Below are 23804 nucleotides of genomic sequence, written 5' to 3' on the forward strand. Positions count from 1 at the left end.
GTGCGGGACGGTGTGACGTACAGGGCGAGGGATGTGGCGCGGACCATGCGCGATTGCCACATCGCGCCATCATCCGATCACCTCACGGACCGCCAGGTAAATAGACGACAAATCCCGCGACCCGTCTCGTTCAAACCCCTCGAAACGCACGGGGGTCCGCTCCTAGCGTGGATGCCTCATCCCCCGGACACCCCGGCTGTGGGCACCGACCATTCGGGCACAGGCTCCCCGGGCACCTCGGTCCAGTCAGGACACCTCCGCTCCACCGAGCGCCGCACCACGGGATGCGACAGACCACCAGCAGCACGCGAGAAGGATCAGTACCCATGACGCACCAGAACACGCACCGCGCCGTCGGCCGAGCCGTCACGCCCCTCACCGCCACCCGTCGCGCAGCCCATGTCTTCGGCGGCAGCGCCGTTCTCGGCACGGTCCTCGTCGGCACCGCCTTCGCCGGCGGCACCTCGGCGATGGCCAACGACGAGGCGCTCGTCGGCTCCGACGAGCCCGCCACCATCCAGACCGCACCCGAGCAGTCCGCGTCGGCACAGCCCGCCTCCGCCGAGACCTCCACGGGGACCTCCTCGGAGACGCTGCGCCAGGGCGACTCCGGCGCCGACGTCGAGGCGCTGCAGGACGCGCTGAACGCGCAGGGCGCCGAGCTTCCCGAGACGGGCTACTTCGGCTCCATGACCGCGGACGCGGTCGTCGAGTTCCAGGCGGCGAACGGCCTCCAGGTCGACGGCGTGGTGGGTGCCGATACCCACAGCGCTCTCGGCGGCGGCTCCACGGAGTCCGCTCCTGCCGAGTCCGCCCCCGCGAGCGCACCCGGCGGCGGCGCCTCCGCAGTCCCGGCGAGCGCGAGCTCCTCGAGCAGCAACACGATCATCGACGCCGCCCGCTCCGCGACCGGCTCCCCGTACTCCTGGGGCGGCACGTCGCTCAGCGGCATGGACTGCTCCGGCCTCGTCGCCTACGCCTACGAGGCGGCCGGCATCGACGCGCCGCGCACCAGCAGCGAGCTCGCCTCGCAGGGCCGCAGCATCTCCGAGTCCGAGGCCCAGCCCGGCGACCTCGTGATCTGGCCCGGTCACGTCGCGATCTACGCGGGCGACGGCCAGATCATCGATGCCTCAGGCTCCCAGCAGCAGGTCGTCGAGCGCGGAATCTGGGGCAACCCCACCGGGTTCGTCACCTACCGCTGATCCACCCGGCCCCAGCGCCGACACCTCGAGGCCCGGTCCCGCAGCATGCGGGACCGGGCCTCGGTCATTCCCTGCCGACCGAGCGCTCAGCGGCGCAGCCGGTGCTCCAGGGATGCCTTCACGCCCGTCCACTCCTCGGCGAGGATCGAGTAGACGACGGTGTGGCGGATCGTGCCGTCGGGCATGATCCGGTGCGCACGCAGGATCCCGTCCTGCTGAGCACCGAGGCGCTCGACGGCTCGGCGCGAGGTGATGTTCAGGTGGTGCACCCGGAACTCGACGCCGAGGCAGCCGAGATCCTCGAAGGCGTGGGTGAGCAGGGCGAGCTTCGTCGCCGCGTTCAGTCCCGTGCCGTGGGTCGAGCCCGCCATGTAGGTGGAGCCCAGCTCGAGGCGACGATCCCGGAGCGAGATGTTCAGGAACGTCGTGTGGCCGATGACCTGACCGCTGTCCCGCTCGAGCACGGCCCACGAGACCGTGCTGCCCGCCTCGTCGGAGGCGCACTGCGCCGCGACGCGATCAGCGACCTGTTCCGGCGCCGGCACATGGGGCGCGTACGGGATCCGCCAGATCTCCCCGTCGGCCACCACGGCCCGGAGCCCGTCGACGTGCTGCGCACCGAGGGGCTCGAGACGCACGTGCCGGTTCTCCAGGACGACGGGCTGCGGTCGGTCCATCGCGGCGGTCGGGACCGACGCCGTCGCCGTGAACGCGGCGCCGTGGCCGGCGGGCGCGGCAGCGTGGCCGGCGGGCGCGGCAGCGTGGCCGGCGGGCGCCGGGGAGGAGGGGGTTGTGCTCATCGGTGCTTCTCGATCGCCATCTCGTAGTAGCGCAGGAGGTCGTCGGAGGCGTTCTCCCAGGAGAACTGCTCCGCCTCGGTGCGCGCGGCCGTGCGGATCCGTGCCCGCAGATCGGGATCGGCGAGGCGGTCGAGCGCCGCATCCAGCGTCGCCTCGTCACCGGAGTCGAAGAGCAGCCCGTTCTCCCCGTCGACGACCTGCTCCATCGTCGGCCCCGAGCGGGCGGCGACCACCGGGAGCCCGGAGGCCATCCCCTCGAGGATCACCAGCCCGAGAGTCTCGGTGACGGAGGGGAACACGAAGGCGTCGGCGCTCGCGAAGGCGCTCGCGAGCTCCTCCCCCTCCATGAAGCCGGGGAACAGGGTCGCGGTCCCGGCGAACAGCGTCTCGAGCTCGCGGCGGTACGGCCCGTCGCCCACGATCGCGAGCGCCACGTCGTCCCGCCGGCCCATCATCGAGCGCAGCCGGCCGATCTCCTTCTCCGCCGCGAGCCGGCCGACGAAGACCAGCAGCTTCTTCTCCGGATGGCCCTGGCTGAGGCGATCGCGCATCTCCTCGCTCGCATACCGAGGGTCGAAGGTCCGCGTGTCGACGCCGCGGCGCACCACGTGCAGGTTCTCGATCCCCTTCTCCGCCAGCTCGGCCTTCATCGACTCCGAGGTCGCGAGGTTGATGTCGGCCAGGGCGTGGTTGCGCTTGATCTGCCACCACACCGGACGCTTGCCCCAGCGGTACGCCCGGTAGAGATCCAGGTAACGCGGGATGTGGGTGTGATAGCTCGCCACCAGCGGGATCCGCTGGCGGTGCGCGGCATACGCCCCCGAGGACGCGAGCAGGATCGGCTGAGCGGCGTGGACGACGTCCGGATGGAAACCACGGATGATGCCGTCCACCGTGGGGTTGGGGAGGGTGAAGCGCCGATGCTTGTAGAACGGCAGCGTCACCGGCTTGATGCCCACCACCCGGGCCCCGTGGTGCTCGGTGACGCCCAGCTCCGGGGCGATCACCATGACCTCGTGTCCCAGCTCGGTGAACCGCTCGACGGCGTGGCGCAGACGTGTCACCACGCCGTCGACGGACGGCAGGAACGTCTCCGTGACGATCGCGATCTTCACGGAAGGATGCTCACTTCCAGGTCACGGTGGGCATGACCAGCTCGCGCTTGACGCGGTCGGTGTTGTTCATCGCGACCTTGAGGACCTCGGTGAGGTGCTCCTCGGTCAGCAGGTGCGGCTCCAGGCCCAGCGAGAGCAGGGTGGTGTTGACCGCGTTGTAGTAGTGGTCGTACTTCTCCACGCGCGGGTTCTCGGTGGTCGACAGGGACACCTCGCTGCCGAGATCCGCGGCGACCTTCTGCACCTTCTCCGCCAGCTCCTTGACCGAGAACTGCTCGGTGAACTGGTTGTACACGCGGAACTCGCCGCGATCGGCGGGGTTCTCGCAGGCGATCTCAATGCAGCGCACCGTGTCCTGGATGTCCAGGTAGCCGCGGGTCTGGGAGCCGTTGCCGTAGACGGTGAGGTCGTGGCCGATGGCCGCCTGGACGATGAAGCGGTTCAGCGCCGTGCCGAACACGGCGTCGTAGTCGAAACGGTTGACCAGGCGCGGATCCAGCCGGGTCTCGGCGGTCTCCAGGCCGTAGACGACGCCCTGGTTCAGATCGGTGGCGCGGACGCCCCAGATCTTGCAGGCGAACATGATGTTGTCGCTGTCGTGCACCTTGGTGAGGTGGTAGAACGAGCCGGGCTGCTTGGGGAAGGGCAGGCGGTCCGTGCGCCCCTTGTGCTCGACCTCGATCCAGCCCTCCTCGATGTCGATGTTCGGCTGGCCGTACTCGCCCATCGTGCCGAGCTTGACGAGGTGGCAGTCCGGCGCGAAGTCCTTGATCGCCCACAGCACGTTCAGGGTGCCCTCGACGTTGTTGCGATGGTTCTCGATCGCGTGCTCGCGGTCGATCATCGAGTACGGGGCGCTGCGGTGCTCGGCGAAGTGCACGAACGACTCCGGCTGGATCTCCTGGAAGATCGCGGCGACCGCGTCGTAGTCCGTGAGGTCCGCGATCTTCACGGCGATGTCCTTGCCGGAGACCTCCTTCCAGACCGCCACGCGCTCCTCCAGCTCGAGGATCGGGGTCACCGAGTTCGACCCCAGCTCCACATCGATGTCCCGACGCACGAGGTTGTCCACGATGGTGACGTCGTGGCCCTTCTGCGAGAGGTACAGGGCCGTGGGCCAGCCACAGAATCCATCTCCACCGGCGACGACGATCTTCATCTCGTGAGTCCTCCCAAAAGGTCCAGGTCCCGGCCGGTGCGAGGATGCCGACGGCCGGATGGTGACAGTGCGTGTCCACTACTCTTAACGTAGTGCAGGTCGCGGGCTGCTCAAAGACGAGGAAAGCCCGCCTTAACAGCGAAGGAACGTGCCATGACGAACGCGTACGACGGGGCTGTCGAGGGTTCGGCAGTGCGTTCCGACCCGGCGGAATCCACTGTATCCCGCACCCCTGTGGCGCCGATGACCGTCCCGCCGGTGGCAGACTCCGGCGCCCCGCTCGCCCCGCTCGCCCCGCTCGCCCCGCTCGCCCCGCTCGCCCCGCTCACCCCGCTCACCCCGCGGCCCCTTCCCGATACCCGCACCCGGGTGCTCGTGATGGGCATCGTCAACCGCACCCAGGACTCCTTCTTCGACGAGGGCCGCACCTGGGGACTCGATGCCGCGGTCCGGGCCGGAATCGCCGCCGCCGAGGCCGGGGCCGACCTCGTCGACGTCGGCGGCGTGAAGTTCGCGCCCGGGGACCCGCTGCCGGCGTCCGAGGAGATCGATCGTGTGGTCCCGGTGATCTCCGCGCTGCGCCGTGAGCTGCCCGCGCACGTGCTGCTGTCGGTGGACACCTTCCACGCCGCCGTCGCCGAGGCGAGCATCGCGGCCGGCGCCGACCTGATCAACGACACCACGGGACTGTCGGACCCGGAGATGACCACGACGGTCGCACGCACCGGGGCGTCCCTCGTGATCACCCATTCGGTCGCCGCTCCGAGGCAGGCCTACCCCCGACCGCAGTACGACGACGTCGCGGAGGAGGTGCGGGAGTTCCTCGCCGCCCGCCTCGAGCGCGCGCTGGAGGCGGGGATCGATCGCGAGCGGATCGTGATGGACCCCGGACCCGACCTCAACAAGAGCACCGTGCAGACTCTCGAGGTGCTGCGCGACTGGTCCGAGTACACCTCCCTCGGGCTGCCGGTGCTCGCGGCCCTGTCCCGCAAGGACGTCATCGGGGAGTCGCTCGGGCTGCCCAAGGAGGAGCGCCTGGAAGGATCGCTGGCCGCCGCCGCCTGGGCGATGGGCCAGGGTGCTCGGATCCTCCGCGTCCACGACGTGCAGGCCACGGTCCGCTTCGTGCGGATGCTCGAGGTGCTCTCCGGCTGGCGCGACCCCGCCGGTCCCCTCGTCCACAACGTCTGAGGGCGCCGTGCCGGGCTGCCCCTCGCGCTGGGCGGATGCTCCTCTGCTCCTCTGCTCCTCGCGGGGCGGCCGTCATCCCCGCTGCAGGTCCACCGTGCACGCGACGTCGGTGAGCTGCTCGGGGAGCGCCCGCCCCCGACTCACCCCGAGCCGCTCGGACCCTCCAGGCCGCCCGCAGCGCTCCCGAAGCGCGCGAGGATCTCGTCGGTGAGCCCCGGCCAGATCCGCACGTGGGTCTGGCCGAAGCGCTCCGCCCCGAGGAACGCCGCGGTGAGCCCCGCCGCCGGATCCACCCAGAGGAAGGAGCCGGACTGGCCGAAATGCCCGAAGGTCCCCGGGCCCGAGGCGGATCCCGTCCAATGCGGGGACTTGCCGTCGCGGATCTCGACGCCCAGGCCCCAGTCGTTGGGCTTCTGGCGGCCGTAGCCGGGCAGGATGCCGGCGAGTCCGGGGAACTGCACGGACGTCGCCTCGCGCCACAGCTCCGGGGAGATCAGGGTGGGCTCGAGCAGCTCGCGGCCGAGTACCAGCAGATCCCGGATGCTCCCGCGGTAACCGGCGGCCGGCGAACCGGAGAGCTCGACGTCGCGCAACCCGAGGCCCTGGACCACGGTCTGCTCCATCCAGTCGTCGAGGTCATGGCCGGTGGCCTCCTCGAGATGGGCGGCGAGCACCTCGAACCCCGTGTTGGAGTAGATGCGCCGGGCGCCCACGGCGCCGACGACGTCACCACCGTCGAAGGCGTAGCCGGCGGTGTGGGCGAGCAGATGACGCACCGTGGCGCCCTCGGGACCGGCCGGTTCCTCGAGATCGACGAGGCCGCGGTCCACGGCGATCAGAGCGCCGAGCGCCGTGAGGGGCTTGCTGACGCTGGCGAGGTCCCAGACCCTCTCGGGGTCCCCCTGCGTGTGCACGGTGCGCCGGGCATCGGACACCCCGAGCGCGTGCTCGAAGTCGACGTCGACAGGGATCTCGGGCTGGGTCTCGGGTTCCACGCCGTCAAATATGGCATACCCCCTGTCCGTGACGGCTCTGCGCCCGCCCCGCGCACCAGCTCGACACGGGAACCTCCGACTCCGCGCCCGATTCCGCTTCCGTGTCCGATTCCGATCCGGTGTCCGCATCCGATCCGGTGTCCGATTAGCCCGCTACGCCCCGCCGACCAGCGGAAAGACAACCTACGCATCAGTCACCCCACAACCTGCACATTTAACCTCTTGTTTACTCAATTGCGCCCGGGGCATGATGCTAGTGGCGTCACGTCGTCGTGGCGTCGGGGACGGGCCCGCAGCGACTGCTCCGGGCCGAACGACAAGGGGGAACCATGTCCGCACCGACCTCAGTCCGCACCACCGAGAGACCGACCCCGCCCGAGAACCGGCTCCTGCCGATCGCGATGCCCTCGCGCCGCACCCTGCTGCTCGGGGTGGGGACCCTGGGCACCGGACTGGCCGTCGGCATCGGCCCTGCGAGCGCGGCGCCCACGCTGCGCAAGGGCTCCCGCGGCTCCGCCGTGACGAAGCTCCAGAAGGATCTGTGGCGACTCAAGTACTGGAGCGGCACGGCCGACGGCAGCTTCGGGCACCTCACCCAGCAGGCCGTCTACGCCCTGCAGAAGGTCGCCGGCCTCAGCCGTGACGGCGTCGTCGGCCCGAAGACGTACGCGGCGATCCGCAACGGGGCCCGGCCCTCGCGCAAGATCACCTCCGGAGTCGGCTTCGAGGTGAACCTGAGCCGTCAGATCATCATCGCCACCACCGGCGGGAAGCTCTCCTACATCCTCAACACGTCCACCGGCAGCGGGAAGCGCTACTACTCCGGCGGCCGCTGGAAGACGGCGACCACACCCAAGGGCAGCTTCACGATGTACAGCCTCTACAGCCGCGGCTGGCAGAACGGCCCGCTGGGATCCCTGTACCGCCCCGGCTATTACGACCGCGGCTGGGCGATCCACGGATCCAACTCGATCCCGAGCTATCCGGCTTCCCATGGCTGCGCCCGCATCTCCACCGCGGCGACCGACATGCTGTGGACCCGCAGCTGGTTCACAAAGGGGCGACGAGTGATCGTCTACTGACCCCGCCTCCGGGCGACCCAGCACCCTGCGGGGCGGCTCGGCAGGGACCTCCTGGTCCGGCCGGGCCGCCCCGCCCTTTACGAGACCTGCACGAATCCCTTGCCGTCCCCCCGCCCCGTCAGCCCGTCACGCGCCTGACCACGCGCTACGATCGACGAGGAGTACTGCCCCGTCTTCCGTCGGGGCGCAGGGACAGCGACAGCGAAGGACCACCGTGGGGATCTTGGATCGGATCGAGCGCGGGCTCGACCGCGGCGTGACGAGCATGTTCTCGCCCGGCCGCGGCCAGCTGAAACCACTCGACCTCGCGCAGGGGCTCAAGCGCGAGTGCGACGACCAGATCCAGGTGCTCGACCGCACCCGGACCCTGGCCCCGAACGTCTACACGATCTACCTGCACCCGCAGGACTTCGAGCGCTTCGGCTCCTGGCAGGACACCCTGATCGACGAGCTCCAGCGCGTGCTCATGGAGCATGCCGAGAAGCAGCGCTATATGTTCGTCGGCGGCGTCACCGTGGACCTGGCCGAGGACGAGGAGGTGCGTGCGGGCCGCTTCGAGACGGAGTCGCGCACCGAGCGCGGCAGCGTGGCCCCCGCCACCGGCGCCGCCCAGGCCGAGACCGGCGGCAGCCCGATCGTCGAGATCGACGGCCAGCAGTACCTCCTGACCGGCCCGGTGACCGTGATCGGTCGCGGCGGCGACTCGGACATCATCCTCGAGGACACGGGCGTCTCCCGCCATCACCTCGAGCTGCGGGCCGACCCGACGGGAGGGCCCGACGGCTCCGGCGAGCTCGTGGCCACCGACCTCGGCTCCACCAACGGCACCTTCGTCGACGGCGAGCGCATCCGCACGCCCGTCGCCCTCCAGGACCGCTCGCTGGTCAAGATCGGCCGCACCCGGCTGACCGTGCGGCTCCCTGCCGCCGGTCCGGTCAGCTGGTGAGCGCCGCATGAGCGAACTGACCCTGGTCGCCCTCCGCCTGGGCTTCGTCCTGGCGCTGTGGATCTTCGTGATCGTCGTGGTCCTGGTGCTGCGCAACGACCTCTTCGGGACCACCGTGGTCACCCGCTCCAGCCGCGACCCGCGCCGTGACCAGCGCCCCGCCTCCGGTCCCCCGAGCGGCGCGGCCGCCCAGGCCGGGGCCGATTCGGGTTCCCTGCGCACGGACCCCGAGGTCACCGCGACAGCGATGGTCGTCACCGCCGGCCCGTTGCGCGGCACCTCGCTGACCCTGGGCTCCACGCCCATCCTCATCGGCCGGGCACCGGAGTGCACCCTGGTGCTGGACGACGACTACGCCTCCAACCGCCACGCACGCGTGTTCGAGCGTGAGGGCGAATGGATGGTGGAGGACCTGGGATCCACCAACGGCACCCTGCTGTCGGGGCGGCGCATCGAAGGCGCCGTGCCGTTCCGGCCCGGCGCCCAGGTGCGGATCGGCCGCACCGAGATCGAGCTGAGACGAGGTCCGCGATGAGCATCGCCCTGCGATACGCCGCCCGGTCCGACGTCGGCCTGGTGCGCTCCAACAACCAGGACTCCGGGTATGCCGGCAGCCACCTGCTGGTGGTCGCCGACGGCATGGGCGGTCACGCCGGAGGCGACGTCGCCTCCTCGGTGGCCATCGGGCGCCTGGCGCGGCTGGACTCCGAGACCCCTGCCTCCGACATCGTCGCCACCCTCGAGGAGACGGTGCTCGACGCCAACCAGGAGATCCTGCGCCGTGCGCGGGACGAGCCGCAGCTGCGCGGCCTGGGCACCACGATCACCGCGATGCTGCGCGCCGAGGGCAAGTTCGCCCTCGCCCACATCGGGGATTCCCGCGCCTACCTGCTGCGCAACGACGAGACCACGCAGATCACCAAGGACCATACCTTCGTGCAGCGGCTGCTGGACGAAGGTCGCCTGACCGAGGAGGAGGCCGAGCGGCACCCCCAGCGCTCGGTCCTGATGCGGGTGCTCGGCGACGTCGACGCCGATCCCGAGCTCGATCTCTCGCTGCGCCCCGCCCACCCCGGCGATCGCTGGATGCTGTGCTCGGACGGCCTCTCGGGTCTGGTCTCGCTCGACACCATCGATGCGACCCTGCGCAGCTTCGAAGACCCCGGCCAGTGCGCCGAGGAGCTCATCCAGCTGGCACTCAAGGGCGGCGGGCCGGACAACATCACCTGCATCATCGCCGACGTCGTGGACCTCGACCAGCTGCCGCGCGGCGAAGAGGCCCCGTCCACGGCGCCGCAGATCGTGGGCTCGGCGGCTCGCAACCGGCATCGGCCGACGACCGCGTCCGGCCCTGCCGCGAAGGCCGCCGCACTCACCCGTGAGGAGCCCTCGGCGCCGTACGAGGACTCCGACTTCTCCGAGGACGAGCCGCCCCGCCGCAGCCCGTGGCCCGCGCTGGTCGCTGTGCTCCTGCTGGTGGCCGTCCTGGGCGGCGCGCTCTGGGCGGGATACGCCTGGTCGCAGCGCCAGTTCTATGTGGGCACCGACGGCACCAACGTCGTGCTCTACCAGGGACTCTCCCAGGATCTCGGACCGATCTCGCTGTCCGAGCCCGTCGAGGTCTCCGACATCGCCCTGGACGAGCTCCCCGAGGTGACCCAGCAGCAGGTCACGAACACGATCACCGCCGGCGACCGCGAGTCCGCCGAGCAGATCATGGCCCGGCTCGAGCAGTCCGCGCTGGCCAACCGGCCCCCGCCCGTGGTCACCGATCCGGCCCCCTCGGACGGCGGCGGCGAGGTGTCGGACGGAGGCGGCGACGCCTCCGACGGGGGCGGCACGCCGCTCGAGCAGAGCACCGGGCTCACGTCCGACCGTCCCGCGGGCACCCCCTCCCCGCCGGATGACGGCGAGGAGTCCTAGTGGCCACGATCGTGTCCTACACCGCTCGCCCGCGCCGCCTGACCCAGGCCCTGCTGCTGGCGTTCGCGGTGGTGACCGGGGTCGGCGCCTACGCCCTGGTCGGGCTGGGGCGCTTCGACGAGGTCCCCGCGGACCTGATGCAGGTCGGCATCGGATCGGCCGTGCTGGCGATCGTGCTGCAGATCGTCGTCATGTGGCGCACCCCGTACGCGGACCCGGTGATCCTGCCGCTGGTCATGCTGCTGAACCTCCTGGGCATCGCCATGATCGAGAGCGTGCACGCCGCGAACGAGATCTACGGTCTGCGCACCTCCGCGAGCGCCGATCGGCAGATGCTGTGGGGCATCCTCGGCGTCGTCCTGTGCCTCGCCGTGCTGGTGTTCCTGCGCGACCACCGGCGGCTGCGTCGCTTCACCTGGATCAGTGCCGTCGTCGGCGGCGTGCTGCTCCTGCTGCCGCTGCTGCCGGTGATCGGCTCCTCCCGCAACGGGTCGCGGATCTGGATCTCCATCGCGGGGAACAGCTTCCAGCCTGCCGAGCTCGCCAAGATCGCCTTCGCGATCTTCTTCGCCGGGTACCTGGTCTCGCGTCGCGACACCCTGGCCCTGGCCGGGCCCAAGGTGCTCGGCATCCATCTGCCCCGCTGGTCCGACTTCGGGCCGATCCTGGTGGCCTGGGGCTTCGCCATGGCGGTGCTCGTGTTCGAGACCGACCTGGGCACCTCGCTGATGTTCTTCGGATTGTTCGTGGCGATGCTGTACGTCGCCACCGACCGGCTGAGCTGGCTCGTGATCGGAGCGGTCATGTTCCTGCCGCCGGCGGTGTTCGCCGCGACCCAGATGAGCCACGTGCGCACGCGCCTGACCTGCTGGCTGGATCCGCTCTCGAGCGCCAACTACGGCAGCTGCGAGCAGATCAACCAGGGGCTGTTCGGGCTCGCCAACGGCGGCGTCACCGGGGCGGGCCTCGGAGAGGGACGCCCCGACGTGGTCCCCCACGCCGAGTCCGACTTCATCTTCACCTCCTTCGCCGAGGAGCTCGGCATGGTCGGCGCGTTCGCCCTGCTGCTGCTCTACCTGCTCCTCGTCCAGCGGGCCATCCGCGCCGCCGTCGGCATCTCCGACGGCTTCGGCACCCTGCTGGCCGGCGGGCTGGGCTTCTCGCTCGCCCTGCAGGTGTTCGTGGTCGTCGGCGGGGTCACCCGCGTGATCCCGCTGACCGGTCTCACCCTGCCGTTCCTCGCCGCGGGAGGCAGCTCCCTGGTGTGCAATTGGATCATCGTCGGCCTCCTGGTGCGGCTCTCCGATGCCGCCCGTCGGCCCGCGGCCCGCCAGGTCGAGGGTCTCGACGCACCGGCCGCTGCGCGGCCGGCCCCGGAGGTGGTCTCATGAACAAGCCCCTCCGTCATATCTGGCTCGTGGTGGGCGTGCTCTTCGTGCTCCTGTTCACCTCGACCACCTATTTCCAGGTCGTCGCCCAGAGCAGGCTGAACGCCAACGGGCAGAACCTCCGCACCACCTACAACGAATACGGGCGCCATCGCGGCCCGATCGTGGTGGACGGCGAGGCGATCGCGAACTCGTCCGCCTCCGGGGACACCTACGGGTACCTGCGCAGCTACGACCCCGGCGCCATGTACGCCCCGGTCACCGGCTACTACTCGGTGGTCTACGGGTTCTCCGGGATCGAGCGCTCGCTCAACGACACCCTCTCCGGCGAGGCCGACGCGCTGTTCTACCACCGCATCTCCGACATCCTCTCGGGCAAGCAGGGCCGCGGCGCGTCCGTGGAGCTCACGCTCGACGCGAAGGCGCAGGAAGCCGCCTGGGACGCGCTCGACGGCCGTCGCGGCTCGGTGGTCGCCCTGGATCCGGAGACCGGCGCGGTGCTGGCCATGGTCTCCTCGCCCAGCTACGACCCCAACAAGCTCGCCTCGCACGACACGGCCGCCGTCCAGGAGGCCTGGTCGCAGCTGAACGACGATCCCGAGCGGCCGCTGACCAACCGCGCGATCGGCGGCGACCTCTACCCGCCCGGATCGGCGTTCAAGCTGGTCGTGGCCTCGGCCGCCCTCGAGTCCGGTGATTACACCGCCGACTCGGTGATCCCGGGCCCGGGCTCGTTCACGCTGCCGAACTCCTCGTCGGTCATGAACAACTTCTCCGGCGGTCGCCAGGAGCCCTGCGGTCCGGACGACGAGTCGACGCTCGCCGAGGCGCTGCGCCAGTCGTGCAACACCTCCTTCGCGAAGCTCGGGGTCGCGGTCGGCGAGGACCAGCTGACCTCCACCGCGAAGGAGTTCGGCTTCGGCCAGAGCCTGGAGATCCCGCTGTCGGTGACCCCGTCGAGCATCGGCACCGATCTGGACGACGCCCAGCTGGCCACGACGTCGATCGGCCAGTTCGAGGACCGGGTGACTCCGCTGCAGATGGCGATGGTGGCGGGCACCTTCGCCAACGACGGGGTGGTCATGGAGCCGCAGCTGGTGAAGGCGGTGCGCACGAGCGACCTCTCGACGGTGGCGGAGCTGACCCCGAAGGAGCTCGGCCAGCCACTGAGCGCCTCGAACGCCGCGCAGATGCGCCAGATGATGGTGGGCGTGGTCGAGAACGGCACCGGCACGGCGGCCGCCATCGACGGCGTCGAGGTCGGCGGCAAGACCGGCACCGCGGAGTGGGGCGAGGATCGCGCCGCGCACTCCTGGTACGTCGGGTACGGACAGGTCGACGACCAGAAGATCGCGGTCGCGGTCGTGGTCGAGGAAGGCGGATACGGGTCGCGCACGGCGGCACCGATCGCTCGGGATGTGATGGAGGCGGTGATCAATCCATGAGGACTGAGCCAGGGCTCGTGCTCGAGGGACGTTACGAACTGACGTCGCTCATCGCCACCGGTGGCATGGGACAGGTCTGGAAGGGCCTGGACCAGGAACTGGACCGCGATGTGGCGATCAAGGTGCTGCGTGAGGAGTACGCGGGGGACGACGGCTTCCTCAAGCGGTTCCGCGCCGAGGCACGGCACACCGCTGCGCTCTCGCACGACGCGATCGCCGCGCTGTACGACTACGGCGAGCTCGACGGGCGCGCCTACATCGTCATGGAGCTCTGCCCCGGGCGTCCGCTGTCGGACATCATCGAGGAGAACCCCGGTGGCCTGCCGGAGAAGCGGGTCGTCTCGGTGCTCATCGAGCTCGCGCGCGCCCTGGACGCCGCCCACTCCAAGGGCGTCGTGCACCGCGACGTGAAGCCGGAGAACGTGCTGGTCGACGAGCAGGCCGACTGGTCCATGAAGATCACCGACTTCGGGATCGCCCGCAGCAAGGACCAGGCACGGCTGACGAAGACGGGCCTGGTGATGGGCACCGCCCAGTACCTCTCGCCCGAGCAGGCGATGGGCAAGCAGGCCACCTCCCTCTCCGACATCTACGCCCTGGGGATCGTGGCCTACGAGATGCTCGCGGGGCACCGCCCCTTCACGGGATCCAGCCAGGTCGAGATCGCGATGGCCCAGGTCAAGCAGCAGCCACCAGCGCTGCCGGAGGCGATCAACGCCGATCTGCGGCACCTGGTCATGATGACCCTCGCGAAGGCCCCGGCGAACCGTCCCCGCTCCGCGGCGGCCGTCTCCCGGATCCTCGAGGCGATCCAGCGCGGGGTGGAGCCGCACTTCACCACCGGCGCGATCCCCGTGACCCGCGTCGAGGACCATGACTGGACGGGTGAGAACGCCGTGCGTCCGAGCTCGACCGGGGAGCACCCTCGGCGGGGCCCGAGCGCCTCGCCGACGGGCACCCGCACGGCGGCGATGCCTCGTCCGCTCTCGGGACGGCGGGGCATCCGCCACCGCTCAGGAGGGTCCGCGGGCTCGGCGGTATCCGCGGCATCCGCGACGTCCGGTCCCTCCGCCGCATCGGCCAGCTCCGCGTACTCCGCGGCATCGGCCAGATCGGCCGCCTCCCCCGCCCCGGCGCCGCGGACGAAGCGCCCCGCGCCGAAGACCCGGGCCGCCACCTCGGGCGACACTGGCAGGGCCGGTGGGAACGGCGCTGCCACCGGAGCGTCCCCGGGCTCCTTCGGGGCGCGGCCCCTGGGCGATGTGGACACCGCGGCCTCGTCGCGGACGGTGCGCGGGACCTCGACCGGTCGCCGCATCGGACCGTTCTCGATGCCCGGCCTGATCCTGGTGATCGTGCTGGTCGCGGTGATCGCCGTCGCGGTCGCGGGCGGGTTGGGATGGCTGCCGACAGGGGCGATGGGCATTGATCACGTCGGCTCGGGGGACACGGCGTCAGCACGTACGATGATCGGATCGGTCGGTGTCGGCCACGGCACGAGGACGGGTGTGGAGTGAGCGAAGAGAAGGTGATCCTGGGGGGCCGGTACACCCTGGGCAAGATCCTCGGGACCGGCGGCATGGCCGAGGTGTTCCTCGCGGAGGACTCCCGCCTGCATCGCACCGTCGCTGTGAAGGTGCTGCGCTCCGACCTCGCCCGGGATGCCAACTTCCAGGAGCGGTTCCGCCGTGAGGCGCACAGTGCGGCCTCCCTGAACCACCCCTCGATCGTCGCCGTGTACGACACCGGCGAGGAGCACCAGCGCACCATCACCGGTGCCGACGTCACCATCCCGTACATCGTCATGGAGTACGTGCACGGCGACACCCTGCGCGCCTACATCGACCCCCAGGACCCGATGGACGCCCATCAGGCCGGCGAGATCATGGCGGCGCTGCTGAGCGCCCTGGAGTACTCGCACCGCGCCGGGATCGTGCACCGCGACATCAAGCCGGGCAACGTCATGATCAACGACGCCGGCGCCGTGAAGGTCATGGACTTCGGCATCGCGCGCGCCATCGCCGACGCGACCAGTGCGATGACCGCCACCCAGGCCGTGATGGGCACCGCCCAGTACCTCTCCCCCGAGCAGGCCCGCGGCCAGCTGGTCGACGCCCGCTCCGACATCTACTCCGCCGCCTGCGTCATGTACGAGATGATGACGGGCCGCCCGCCGTTCACCGGCGACACCCCGGTCTCGATCGCCTACCAGCACGTGCGCGAGGAGCCGCAGCCGCCGTCGGCCTACAACCCGGCGATCACCCCGGCGCTGGACGCCGTGATCCTCACCGGGCTGGCCAAGGACCGCGAGGAGCGCTACCCGAGCGCGGTGGCCTTCTCGCGCGACATCGCGACCGTGGTCGGCGGGCGCGCCCCGGCGCTGGTCGCCGGCGCCGTCCCCTCCGGGACCGATGCCGACGCCACGACCGTGCTGGGCCCCGTCGACGACGCCACCGAAGCTCTGCCGGCGATGGCCGGCGTGGGAGCGGTCGGCGCCGGGGCGGGAGCCGCGGCGAACTGGAGCACCGACCGGACGCCTGCCGTGACCGGCGGGCTCGCCGCTCACCAGGCCCAGGAGGTCGAGGAGGAGCCGGAGCACAAGCGGCCCTGGTGGCTGATCATCCTGGTGATCCTCGCCGTGCTGGCGGTGGTCGGTGCGGCCCTCGCCGTCATCCAGCCCTGGAAGGACAAGGGCCCCGAGATGGTGTCCGTCCCTGCCGTGGCCGGGCTCAGCGAGGACCAGGCGAGCGCGAAGCTCGCCGAGGTCGACCTCACGCCGGAGTTCGACCAGGTGCAGTCCCAGGACGTCGACAAGGGACTGGTCATCGAGACGAACCCGGGCGAGGGCGAGGACGCCCCTGTCGGGTCCACCGTCGCCGTGAGCGTCTCCGCCGGACCCGAGGCGGTGAAGGTCCCCGCCGATCTCGAGGGCATGACACGCGACCAGGCCCAGAAGGCCATCGAGGACGCTGGCCTGGTGATGGTCGAGGGGGACGAGGAGGATGCCCCGCAGAAGCAGGGCACCGTCACCCACGTCAGCCCGCAGAGCGGCAACACGGTGGATGCCGGTTCCGAGGTCACGGTGCGCCTCGCCTCGGGAATGGTCGAGGTCCCGGACGTCATGGGCACGCAGATCGAGAAGGCGACCGAGGTCCTCGAGGCCCGCGGCTTCGAGGTGCCCGAGCCCTCGGAGAAGGAGGACTCGGAGGCCAAGCCCGGCTCCGTGACCTCCCAGACCCCCAAGGCGGACGCCGGGACCCAGCCGTACGGCTCCAGCGTGGACCTGGTGATCGCCGCCGCCCCCGGGCCGGTGAAGGTCCCCAACGTGACCGGCCAGACCCTCGAGGACGCCCAGGCGACCCTCAAGGAAGCCGGCTTCGGGTCCACTCAGGAGAGCGAGAACTCCGACAGCGTGCCGGAGGGACAGGTCATCCGCACGGATCCCGCGGCCAATGAACCTGTCGAGCGCGGCTCCACCGTGAACATCATCGTCTCGAGCGGCCCCAAGGAGACTCCGACCCCGACCGAGAAGCCGACGACGGAGCCGACCAAGGACCCCACCACCGAGCCGACCAAGGATCCGACGACGGAGCCGACCGACAAGCCGACCACGGACCCGACGACGGAGCCCACGGACGATCCCAGCAAGACGCCGGCCGATGAGGCAGCGGGGAACGGCAAGGGCAACGGGAACAGCAGCGTGAACAGGAACGCGAACGCTGACAAGAACGACGAGGAGGCCGGCGACGGTGAGTGATTCCGCGGCCCCCGCAGCGAACGGGTCGAGCAACGAGGGCGCCCGCATCCTCGTGATCGACAACTACGACAGCTTCGTCTACACGATCGTGGGCTACCTGCAGCAGATGGGCGCCCGCACCCAGGTGGTCCGCAACGACGAGGTGCCCGCCGACGATTCCGGCGCGGTGGACCTCACCGGCTTCGACGGGGTGATGGTCTCCCCCGGGCCCGGGAACCCCAGCACCGCCGGCCGGACGCTCGACGTCATCGGTGCCTGCGCGCACGGCGCCGTGCCGATGCTCGGCGTCTGCCTGGGCCACCAGGCCCTCGGGCAGTACTTCGGAGCCACAGTGGGCCACGCACCGCAGCTCATGCACGGTCGCACGAGCCCCGTCACGCATGAGGGCCGCAGCGTGTTCGAGGGTGCGCCGTCCCCGATGACCGCGACCCGCTACCACTCGCTCACGGTCGATCCGGCGACGATCCCCGACTCGCTCGAGGTCACCGCCCGCACCGCCGACGGCATGATCATGGGGCTCGTCCACCGCGAGCTGCCATTGCACGGCGTGCAGTTCCATCCCGAATCCGTGCTCACCGAGAACGGCCATCTGCTGCTCGCGCGGTTCCTGCAGCTGTGCGACGGGATCGATGCCGTCGAGCGCTCCGCGGGGCTGCAGCCCCTCATGACGGCCGGCTGACCGGACGACGCGCGCCGACTGGCAGGCGCAAGCCGGCAGGCGCAGGCTGGCAGGCGCCGTCGGCCGCCCGTCTAGCCGGCCGGACCGGCCGGATCGGCTCCCACCAGCCCGTCGTTGAACGGCATATAGGGCGCGATCACGGGGAAGACCCAGCCGAACAGCGCGACGACGACCAGCGCCAGCAGCACCACTACGAGCAGGATCCTCGCCCACAGCGGGCCGGGCAGATGACGGAACATCCAGGCGTACATCAGGTCTCCTCCGTGGTGGCGAGGGCCTCGGGGATGCCGTCGGCTCGATCGGTCCAGTAGGCGAATTCCGCGTGGACGATGTACCGCTCCCGGGCCGAGTACATCGGGTGGCAGGCGGTCAGCGTCATCATCTGCTGGGTCGGTTCGGCGTCGAGGTCCCCCGGGGTCGGGGCGATGACCTCCACGGCGGAGGGATCCACGATCAGCGACTCGGTCACCTCATACACGTAGAAGGCGTCGGCCGTCTCGACGACGATCGGGTCGCCGGGCTGCAGGCCCGCGATGTCCTCGAAGACCCGGCCATAGGTGTTGCGGTGCCCGGCGACCGAGAAGTTCCCGACCTCGCCGGGCAGGGCCGTCTGCGGGTAATGGCCGGCGCCCTTGACGTTGAGGACCTCCTCGAGGCCCACGCCCTCGGCGAGCGGAAAGGTCTCACGGTCGAAGGCGGGGACGTACATGGTGCCCCAGACCCGGTTCGCCCCGAGGGTGTCGGGGACCGGCGGCGGGCCGTCCTGGGCGGGGGCGATCTTCTCCTCGTCGACGCTCCCCCAGTCGTCCTGGAGGCCGGCGATGATGCCGGACTGCTCCCTGTCGGCGACGACGTCGGTCCACCACAGCTGCCAGACCAGGAAGAGGAGGAGCAGAGCACCGAGGGTGAGCAGCAGCTCGCCGAGGATCCCGATGGCGCCGGCGAGGGGGCCCGGCCCATGCCGGTGCGTCGGGGTGGAGCGTCTGGCCATCATCCAGCTTTCGCGATGTCGAGGGTCAGGGACCCTTCGAAGGCGGGGAGGGTGGCGTCATCCATGGTCTCGATCCGTTCCCCGAGGCCCACGTAGTCCACCCATTCACGATATATCTGCACTCCGGGCGTCGACTCGAGCTCGGCCAGCATCTGATCTGTCGGCCCGATCACGGTGATCGTGAACGGCGGCGAGTAGACGCGCCCTTCGAGCAGGAGGGTGTTGCCCGCGCAGCGGAAGGCGCTGCCGTTGACGACCCGCTGGTCCTGGAGCATCATCGCCTCGGCGCCCCCGGCCCAGAGCGCGTTGATGTAGGACTCCATGTCCTGCTGGTGGACAACCAGATCATCCGGCTCGACATCGGGGATCGAGCCGAGCGTGCTGGTGGGGGCGTCGGTCAGGGTGATCTGCAGGGCCGGACCGCTGACCTCGCTGAGCCCGACGGCGTCGGCGACCACGGTGGTGCGCTCCTGGGTGAGCGTGTCCCCGCTCCCTGCGGAGAGCTCCTCGATCTCGGCGCGCTTGTCCGCCGCCTCGTCGGTGAGCTGCTCGATGGTGCGCCCCCGTTCGCGCAGCACCCCGACGACATCGCCGCTCTCGTCACGGATCGAGCTCCCGCCGGAGATCCGGGCCGTGGTCGCGAACAGCACGCCGCACAGGATCATCACCAGGGCCAGACCGACGCGCTGGCGCGGGCCGGGTGCCCGCCGTGGATCCGGGGCTGAGGAGGAGCGCTCCGGTCCTGACGGGGAACGCTCAGGGCCCGACGACGTGTGTTCGGGGCCCGACGACGAGCGCTGGGAGCCTGACGAGGAACGCTCAGGGCCCGACGGTGCAGCGGTATCTGCGCTCATGGCCACTCCTCGCTTCGCACGCTCAGTCCACGCCCATTACCCTAGGCCAAGGTCTGCATCCGCGGACCCGTGCGGCACGCCCGCGCGACAGGCAGTCCCGAGGGAGCACGTTGTGATGGCCAGGAGCAAGAAGAAGTCGTCCGCACGGGCGGCATCGGCAGCGAAGGCCCGAGCCGCCGAGCCCGCGACGGACGATCTCGACGAGCTCACGACTGCCGCAGATCCCACCCCCGCACCCGGCAAGGACGACGCAGCCGGCCAGGATGACGCAGCGGGTAAGGACAGCGCAGCCGGCAAGGACCCCGTGAAGCGCTCGCGCACGAAGGATGGCGGCGCGAAGGACCCGGTTCCGGCGAACGGCTCGCGCAAGGCGTCCGGCAAGTCCGCGGGCAAGAACGCCGAGAAGGGCTCCGACGCCGACGCCGGACGGACCAGCGGCAGCGAGGTCAGCGAGAAGGCGAAGGACGCCAGCCGGTCCACCTCGCCGAAGAAGGCCGCCGCCGCGGAGACCGCGCGCACGGGCCGCCGCCGGGTCGCCGCCGAGGCCCCGAACCCTGCATGGCTGGCCCCGACAGCGGTCGTGTTCCTCCTCCTGGGGCTGGCGTACCTCGTCACCTTCTACCTCTCGGGCGGCGCCCTGCCGCTGCCCATCGGCGACTGGAACCTCGCGGCCGGCTTCGGCGTGATGCTGGTCGGCGGCGGCATGCTCATGTTCTGGAAGTAGTTCTCCGAAACCGCCGTTCTCCGGGCTGATGGGTCCGAACTGATGGGTGGTGGGGAGTTCTCCCCACCACGCGGAGGATTCCGTCCAGGTATCCTGAATCTGAAACAGCGTGCTATCAGTGCGCAGTGCTGACGATTCCGGCATGACGCGACGGGGGAACCATGAAAACCATCTCAGCCAGGCGACGGCTCTACGCCCTGCTCGTCCTACCGTTCGTGCTGCTCCTCGCGGGCTGCGGAAAGCTGCACGCGGATTTCGAGGTCAAAGACGTCGACAACATGCAGGTCTCCTTCGACATGGGGTTCAAGCCCTCCTTCGTCGAGAGCGAGTACGACAACGCGCAGGCGTTGTGCGACGACATGGAATCCGATGAGCCGATCGGCTCGGTGTCGATCGAGGCCTATGAGGAGGACGGCCTCTGGGGCTGCCGCTTCTCCGGCCCGATGGAGCGCTCCGATTTCGGTGACGGCCTGGAGCTCGCGGAGTCCGACGGCGAATACCACCTGACCATGGACATGGGTTCCGAGGCGCTCACGCAGGAAGACCTCGACATGTTCGCGTCCCTCTACGGTGCGGACGTCTCAGATTTCGATTTCAAGATGACCTTCACCTTCCCGGGCAAGGTCCTCGAGTCCCAGGGCGGCACGATCGACGGCAAGACCGTCACGTACACGGACATCGTCGACTTCTACAGCGGCGTGGACATCACTGCGGAATCCGGCGGTTTCCCGTGGCTCGTCGTGATCATCATCGTGGTGGTGCTCGACTTCCTGCTGCTGCTCGTGCTCGCGGCGATCATCTTCTTCGTGATCCGTGCCCGTCGCAAGAAGACCTCGAACGGCGCCGCAGGTGCAGTGGCCCCGGCAGCCTTCGGCAGCGCCGCTGCCGGCGCGGCGTCGATGCCCTCGGGCAACAACCCTCCCGCAGCGCCCCAGAGCGGCCCGCAGTGGGGCCAGGCATCACCGCCCCCCGCCGCACCCCAGGACGGCCAGCAGTGGGGCCAGGCATCACCGCCCCCCGCCGCACCCCAGGACGGCCAACAGTGGGGCCAGGCGTCTCCCCCGGCCGCTCCGCCGAGCGACCAGGACCAGCCGTGGAACCAGCAGCGCCCGGACCCGCAGAACCCGCAGGACGGGAACCAGCCCCCGCAGCATCCGGGCTGGTGATCCCAGGTCCGATCGCCGATCCTGGAGTCGTGTGAGGAGCGTCATGACTCCAGGATTGGCGCGGACCGGAGCGGTCAACTATTGTTGACCAGGTCAGTTCAACTGACAAGCGCCCGTAGCTCAACGGATAGAGCATCTGACTACGGATCAGAAGGTTGGGGGTTCGAATCCCTTCGGGCGCACCGCAGAACGAAGCCCCTCACAGCACCGAGAGTGCAGTGAGGGGCTTCTTCGTATGCTCCATGCTCCACCCATGTCGCCTGTCGTCCTCCCGGCGACAGCAGACCCGCCGACGACACCGGACCCGGCAGGCCGATCATCGGTCTACCGGGTCCGGTGTCGTCGTGCAGGGTCAGTCACCGCGGACAGGACTGGTCACTGCAGGCCGGGATGGTCACTGCGCGGCGGCGAGCACCTCACGCACCGAGCTCCAGGACTGCATGAGCTCACGGGCACCCTGATGGGTCTCCGCAGCGATCGCCTCGAGCCGGGCCTGCTCGAGCAGCTCGTCGATCTCGACGCGCTGTCCGCGCTCCACGGAGGCGACGGCCGCCTCGACCATGGCGAAGCTGAGCAGGTTCTCGTGCACCTCGCACATCGGCGTCCGACCTTCGCGCAGAGCGCTGACGAACTCGATGAGCGAAGCGGCGATCTGATCGGGCTCCTCCCCCGTCTCGGCGTCCACGGCGGCCTGCAGACGCTCGGTGGCCGCCTCGTCCTCGGTGCCGAGCACGGGCACCCCCTTGCCGTCCCAGGTGGCCGAGCCCTGCTGGGCCCCGATCCGCCACTCGCTGTTCCAGTAGGTCGGCAGCCCGCGGGCGTTCCAGGTGCCGTTGTAGACGAACAGCGAGCCGTCGGACATCTCGAAGGTCGCCGTGACGGTGGCGTCGTGCTCGTAGACGCTCCACTCGGGCTGGGCACCGCGTGCGGTGACCGCGACCGGGTCGGCGTCCATGATGTACCGCGCGGTGTCGAAGGCGTGGATGCCCATGTCCCGCAGCAGCGGATGCTGCTGCGTGCGCCGGTATCCCTCCATCTCCGTGAACAGCGAGAAGAACGCACTGGTGAGCACCGTCGGCCCGTGCGCGGCGACGAAGCTGCGCAGCTGGCGCACCTGGCGGAAGAACCGCCGGGACTGGGAGACCATGAACGGCACCCCGGTCAGCTGGGTGTGCGCGAGCAGGCTGATCGCCTCGTGCAGGTTCTCGGTGACCGGCTTCTCGCCGAGCACCGGGATCCCGGCGTGCAGCGCCTTCACAGTGACGGGGTGATGGGCGACCGGCACGGTGGGGTCGATGAGCAGGTCCGCGCCGAGTTCCAGGGCGAGATCCACGCCGTCGGTGCCCGCGGCGATGGCCGACGGATCGGTCGCGCCGGACTGCTCGATGACCTTCTGCGGGGCGCCCTCGACGAGGTCGGCGACGCCCACCAGCTCGGCGACGCCGCTCGCGACGACCTCCCGGGCCCACCAGCTGCCCATGCCGCCGGCGCCGACCACGACCACCCGGGCCGGGCGGTCCGAGGGGAGCCGCGGGAAACCGGTCAGGTGGGGCGCGAGGGTCGGCGCGGCGGAGGTGTCGGTGCCGAGCCCGGCGGTGATGTCGAGATCAGATGACACGCGTGGTCGCCTCCGGTCCGTCCTCGCGGAACCAGTCGCGCGGCGCGTTGGCGATCTTCACCGGCTCGGCCGGGCGATCCTCGGGGCGGGCCCACACCACGGCGTTGGCCAGCACCCGCTGGATCTCGCTCTGGCGGTAGACGGGGTACTCCTGGTCACCGGGGCTGAAGTAGAAGACCTTGCCCTTGCCGCGACGGAAGGCGGCGCCGGAGCGGAACACCTCGCCGCCGGCGAAGGAGGAGACGAACACGAGCTCATCGGGCGCGGGGATGTCGAACATCTCGCCGTACATCTCCTGGGCGGGGATGACGATCGGGTGCGGGACGCCGCGGGCGATGGGGTGGGAGCCGTTGACGGTCCACACCCGCTCCTCCTCGCCCTCGTTGCGCCACAGCAGCGAGCAGGTGGTGCCCATGAGGGCCTTGAACACCTTGGAGTAGTGGGCCGAGTGCAGCGGGATCAGGCCCATGCCCTCGTGGACGCGGCGCACCACGCGGGCGACGACCTCGTCGGGAACGTCCTCATGGGCCATGTGGCCCCACCAGGTGAGCACGTCGGTCTCGGCGAGGGCTTCCTCGGAGAGGGTCTCCTCGATGTCGTCCAGCAGGGCGATCCGCACCTCGGCGTCGACGCCGTCGGCCGCGAGCACGTCGCGCAGGCCGCCGGCGATGACGGTGTGCATGCCCTCGGGATAGATCTCCTGGACCTTCGGGTCGACCTTCTCGTGCCGGTTCTCGCCGAACACGGCGATGCGCAGTGTCATTGC

General features: G+C 70.3%; 22 protein-coding genes and 1 tRNA gene. 14 read left to right on the forward strand and 9 right to left on the reverse strand.

Annotated features, from left to right (window positions below):
- The first annotated feature begins 326 nt into the window (after positions 1-326).
- Positions 327-1205: a C40 family peptidase gene (locus ACT3T5_RS06190; protein WP_444593883.1), complete on the forward strand. Its 879-nt coding sequence runs from the start codon at positions 327-329 to the stop codon at positions 1203-1205.
- 86 nt (positions 1206-1291) lie between these two features.
- Here the strand turns inward: ACT3T5_RS06190 and ACT3T5_RS06195 are convergent, their stop codons facing one another.
- From ACT3T5_RS06195 to ACT3T5_RS06205, 3 genes are read right to left on the reverse strand one after another with little or no spacing between them, the layout of a single operon-like run.
- Entirely contained in the window at positions 1292-2005 is a 714-nt protein-coding gene (locus tag ACT3T5_RS06195; RefSeq protein WP_444593884.1) for a GNAT family N-acetyltransferase, read from the reverse strand.
- Positions 2002-3120 (reverse strand): glycosyltransferase family 4 protein, encoded by a 1119-nt coding sequence (locus ACT3T5_RS06200; RefSeq protein ID WP_444593885.1) that lies wholly within the window; start codon positions 3118-3120, stop codon positions 2002-2004. Before ACT3T5_RS06200 ends, ACT3T5_RS06195 begins: the two co-directional genes overlap by 4 nt.
- A gap of 10 nt (positions 3121-3130) precedes the next feature.
- A complete protein-coding gene (locus ACT3T5_RS06205) occupies positions 3131-4279 on the reverse strand; it encodes an NAD-dependent epimerase/dehydratase family protein (protein ID WP_444579280.1) in 1149 nt (382 codons plus the stop codon).
- Between the two features lie 153 nt (positions 4280-4432).
- On the opposite strand from ACT3T5_RS06205, the gene folP reads away from it, so the two are divergent.
- Positions 4433-5470 carry a dihydropteroate synthase gene (gene folP / locus ACT3T5_RS06210; protein WP_444593886.1) on the forward strand — a complete coding sequence of 346 codons (1038 nt, stop codon included), beginning with the start codon at positions 4433-4435 and terminating at the stop codon, positions 5468-5470.
- A gap of 140 nt (positions 5471-5610) precedes the next feature.
- Here folP and ACT3T5_RS06215 read toward each other — a convergent pair whose 3' ends face one another.
- On the reverse strand, positions 5611-6465 hold the full coding sequence (locus ACT3T5_RS06215; protein WP_444593887.1) for a serine hydrolase domain-containing protein: 855 nt from the start codon (positions 6463-6465) through the stop codon (positions 5611-5613).
- 329 nt (positions 6466-6794) lie between these two features.
- Between ACT3T5_RS06215 and ACT3T5_RS06220 the strand changes: the two genes are divergently transcribed.
- From ACT3T5_RS06220 to ACT3T5_RS06260, 9 genes are all read left to right on the forward strand, one after another.
- Positions 6795-7547, forward strand: a complete 753-nt coding sequence (locus ACT3T5_RS06220) for a L,D-transpeptidase family protein (RefSeq protein ID WP_444579276.1) — start codon at positions 6795-6797, stop codon at positions 7545-7547.
- A 214-nt stretch (positions 7548-7761) separates the two neighbouring features.
- Complete coding sequence (locus ACT3T5_RS06225) at positions 7762-8493, forward strand: FhaA domain-containing protein (protein WP_444579274.1); 732 nt, start codon at positions 7762-7764, stop codon at positions 8491-8493.
- Between the two features lie 7 nt (positions 8494-8500).
- Complete coding sequence (locus ACT3T5_RS06230) at positions 8501-9028, forward strand: FHA domain-containing protein FhaB/FipA (protein ID WP_444579272.1); 528 nt, start codon at positions 8501-8503, stop codon at positions 9026-9028.
- Positions 9025-10416 carry a Stp1/IreP family PP2C-type Ser/Thr phosphatase gene (locus ACT3T5_RS06235; RefSeq protein WP_444579270.1) on the forward strand — a complete coding sequence of 464 codons (1392 nt, stop codon included), beginning with the start codon at positions 9025-9027 and terminating at the stop codon, positions 10414-10416. Before ACT3T5_RS06230 ends, ACT3T5_RS06235 begins: the two co-directional genes overlap by 4 nt.
- Positions 10416-11807 (forward strand): FtsW/RodA/SpoVE family cell cycle protein, encoded by a 1392-nt coding sequence (locus ACT3T5_RS06240; RefSeq protein WP_444579268.1) that lies wholly within the window; start codon positions 10416-10418, stop codon positions 11805-11807. The genes ACT3T5_RS06235 and ACT3T5_RS06240 overlap by 1 nt, the downstream gene beginning before the upstream one ends.
- Positions 11804-13249, forward strand: a complete 1446-nt coding sequence (locus ACT3T5_RS06245; RefSeq protein WP_444593888.1) for a peptidoglycan D,D-transpeptidase FtsI family protein — start codon at positions 11804-11806, stop codon at positions 13247-13249. The genes ACT3T5_RS06240 and ACT3T5_RS06245 overlap by 4 nt, the downstream gene beginning before the upstream one ends.
- Positions 13246-14766, forward strand: a complete 1521-nt coding sequence (locus tag ACT3T5_RS06250) for a serine/threonine-protein kinase (RefSeq protein WP_444593889.1) — start codon at positions 13246-13248, stop codon at positions 14764-14766. Before ACT3T5_RS06245 ends, ACT3T5_RS06250 begins: the two co-directional genes overlap by 4 nt.
- Positions 14763-17006, forward strand: a complete 2244-nt coding sequence (gene pknB / locus ACT3T5_RS06255) for a Stk1 family PASTA domain-containing Ser/Thr kinase (RefSeq protein WP_444593890.1) — start codon at positions 14763-14765, stop codon at positions 17004-17006. Before ACT3T5_RS06250 ends, pknB begins: the two co-directional genes overlap by 4 nt.
- The gene (locus ACT3T5_RS06260; protein WP_444579260.1) at positions 16999-17685 is read left to right on the forward strand and encodes an anthranilate synthase component II; all 687 of its coding nucleotides are present in this window, start codon (positions 16999-17001) and stop codon (positions 17683-17685) included. Before pknB ends, ACT3T5_RS06260 begins: the two co-directional genes overlap by 8 nt.
- A gap of 71 nt (positions 17686-17756) precedes the next feature.
- On the opposite strand, the gene ACT3T5_RS06265 is transcribed toward ACT3T5_RS06260, so the two are convergent.
- The 3 genes from ACT3T5_RS06265 to ACT3T5_RS06275 are packed head-to-tail and all read right to left on the reverse strand — an operon-like array spanning position 17757 to position 19530.
- On the reverse strand, positions 17757-17936 hold the full coding sequence (locus ACT3T5_RS06265) for a hypothetical protein (protein ID WP_444593891.1): 180 nt from the start codon (positions 17934-17936) through the stop codon (positions 17757-17759).
- Entirely contained in the window at positions 17936-18679 is a 744-nt protein-coding gene (locus ACT3T5_RS06270) for a class E sortase (RefSeq protein WP_444593892.1), read from the reverse strand. Before ACT3T5_RS06270 ends, ACT3T5_RS06265 begins: the two co-directional genes overlap by 1 nt.
- Positions 18676-19530 (reverse strand): DUF881 domain-containing protein, encoded by an 855-nt coding sequence (locus tag ACT3T5_RS06275; protein WP_444593893.1) that lies wholly within the window; start codon positions 19528-19530, stop codon positions 18676-18678. Before ACT3T5_RS06275 ends, ACT3T5_RS06270 begins: the two co-directional genes overlap by 4 nt.
- 115 nt (positions 19531-19645) lie before the next feature.
- On the opposite strand from ACT3T5_RS06275, the gene ACT3T5_RS06280 reads away from it, so the two are divergent.
- From ACT3T5_RS06280 to ACT3T5_RS06290, 3 genes are all read left to right on the forward strand, one after another.
- On the forward strand, positions 19646-20254 hold the full coding sequence (locus ACT3T5_RS06280) for a cell division protein CrgA (protein ID WP_444593894.1): 609 nt from the start codon (positions 19646-19648) through the stop codon (positions 20252-20254).
- 161 nt (positions 20255-20415) lie between these two features.
- Entirely contained in the window at positions 20416-21420 is a 1005-nt protein-coding gene (locus ACT3T5_RS06285) for an LppM family (lipo)protein (RefSeq protein ID WP_444593895.1), read from the forward strand.
- Positions 21421-21529: 109 nt separating this feature from the next.
- A tRNA-Arg gene (locus ACT3T5_RS06290) sits at positions 21530-21602 on the forward strand.
- 212 nt (positions 21603-21814) lie between these two features.
- Here ACT3T5_RS06290 and ACT3T5_RS06295 read toward each other — a convergent pair.
- Both ACT3T5_RS06295 and ACT3T5_RS06300 read right to left on the reverse strand, forming a co-directional pair.
- The gene (locus ACT3T5_RS06295; protein WP_444579252.1) at positions 21815-23038 is read right to left on the reverse strand and encodes a Gfo/Idh/MocA family protein; all 1224 of its coding nucleotides are present in this window, start codon (positions 23036-23038) and stop codon (positions 21815-21817) included.
- A complete protein-coding gene (locus ACT3T5_RS06300; protein WP_444579250.1) occupies positions 23028-23801 on the reverse strand; it encodes a ThuA domain-containing protein in 774 nt (257 codons plus the stop codon). The genes ACT3T5_RS06295 and ACT3T5_RS06300 overlap by 11 nt, the downstream gene beginning before the upstream one ends.
- Positions 23802-23804 lie beyond the last annotated feature (3 nt).

It is taken from the genome of Brachybacterium sp. AOP3-A1-3, from assembly GCF_052378285.1.
In the GTDB taxonomy this organism is placed as follows: domain Bacteria; phylum Actinomycetota; class Actinomycetes; order Actinomycetales; family Dermabacteraceae; genus Brachybacterium.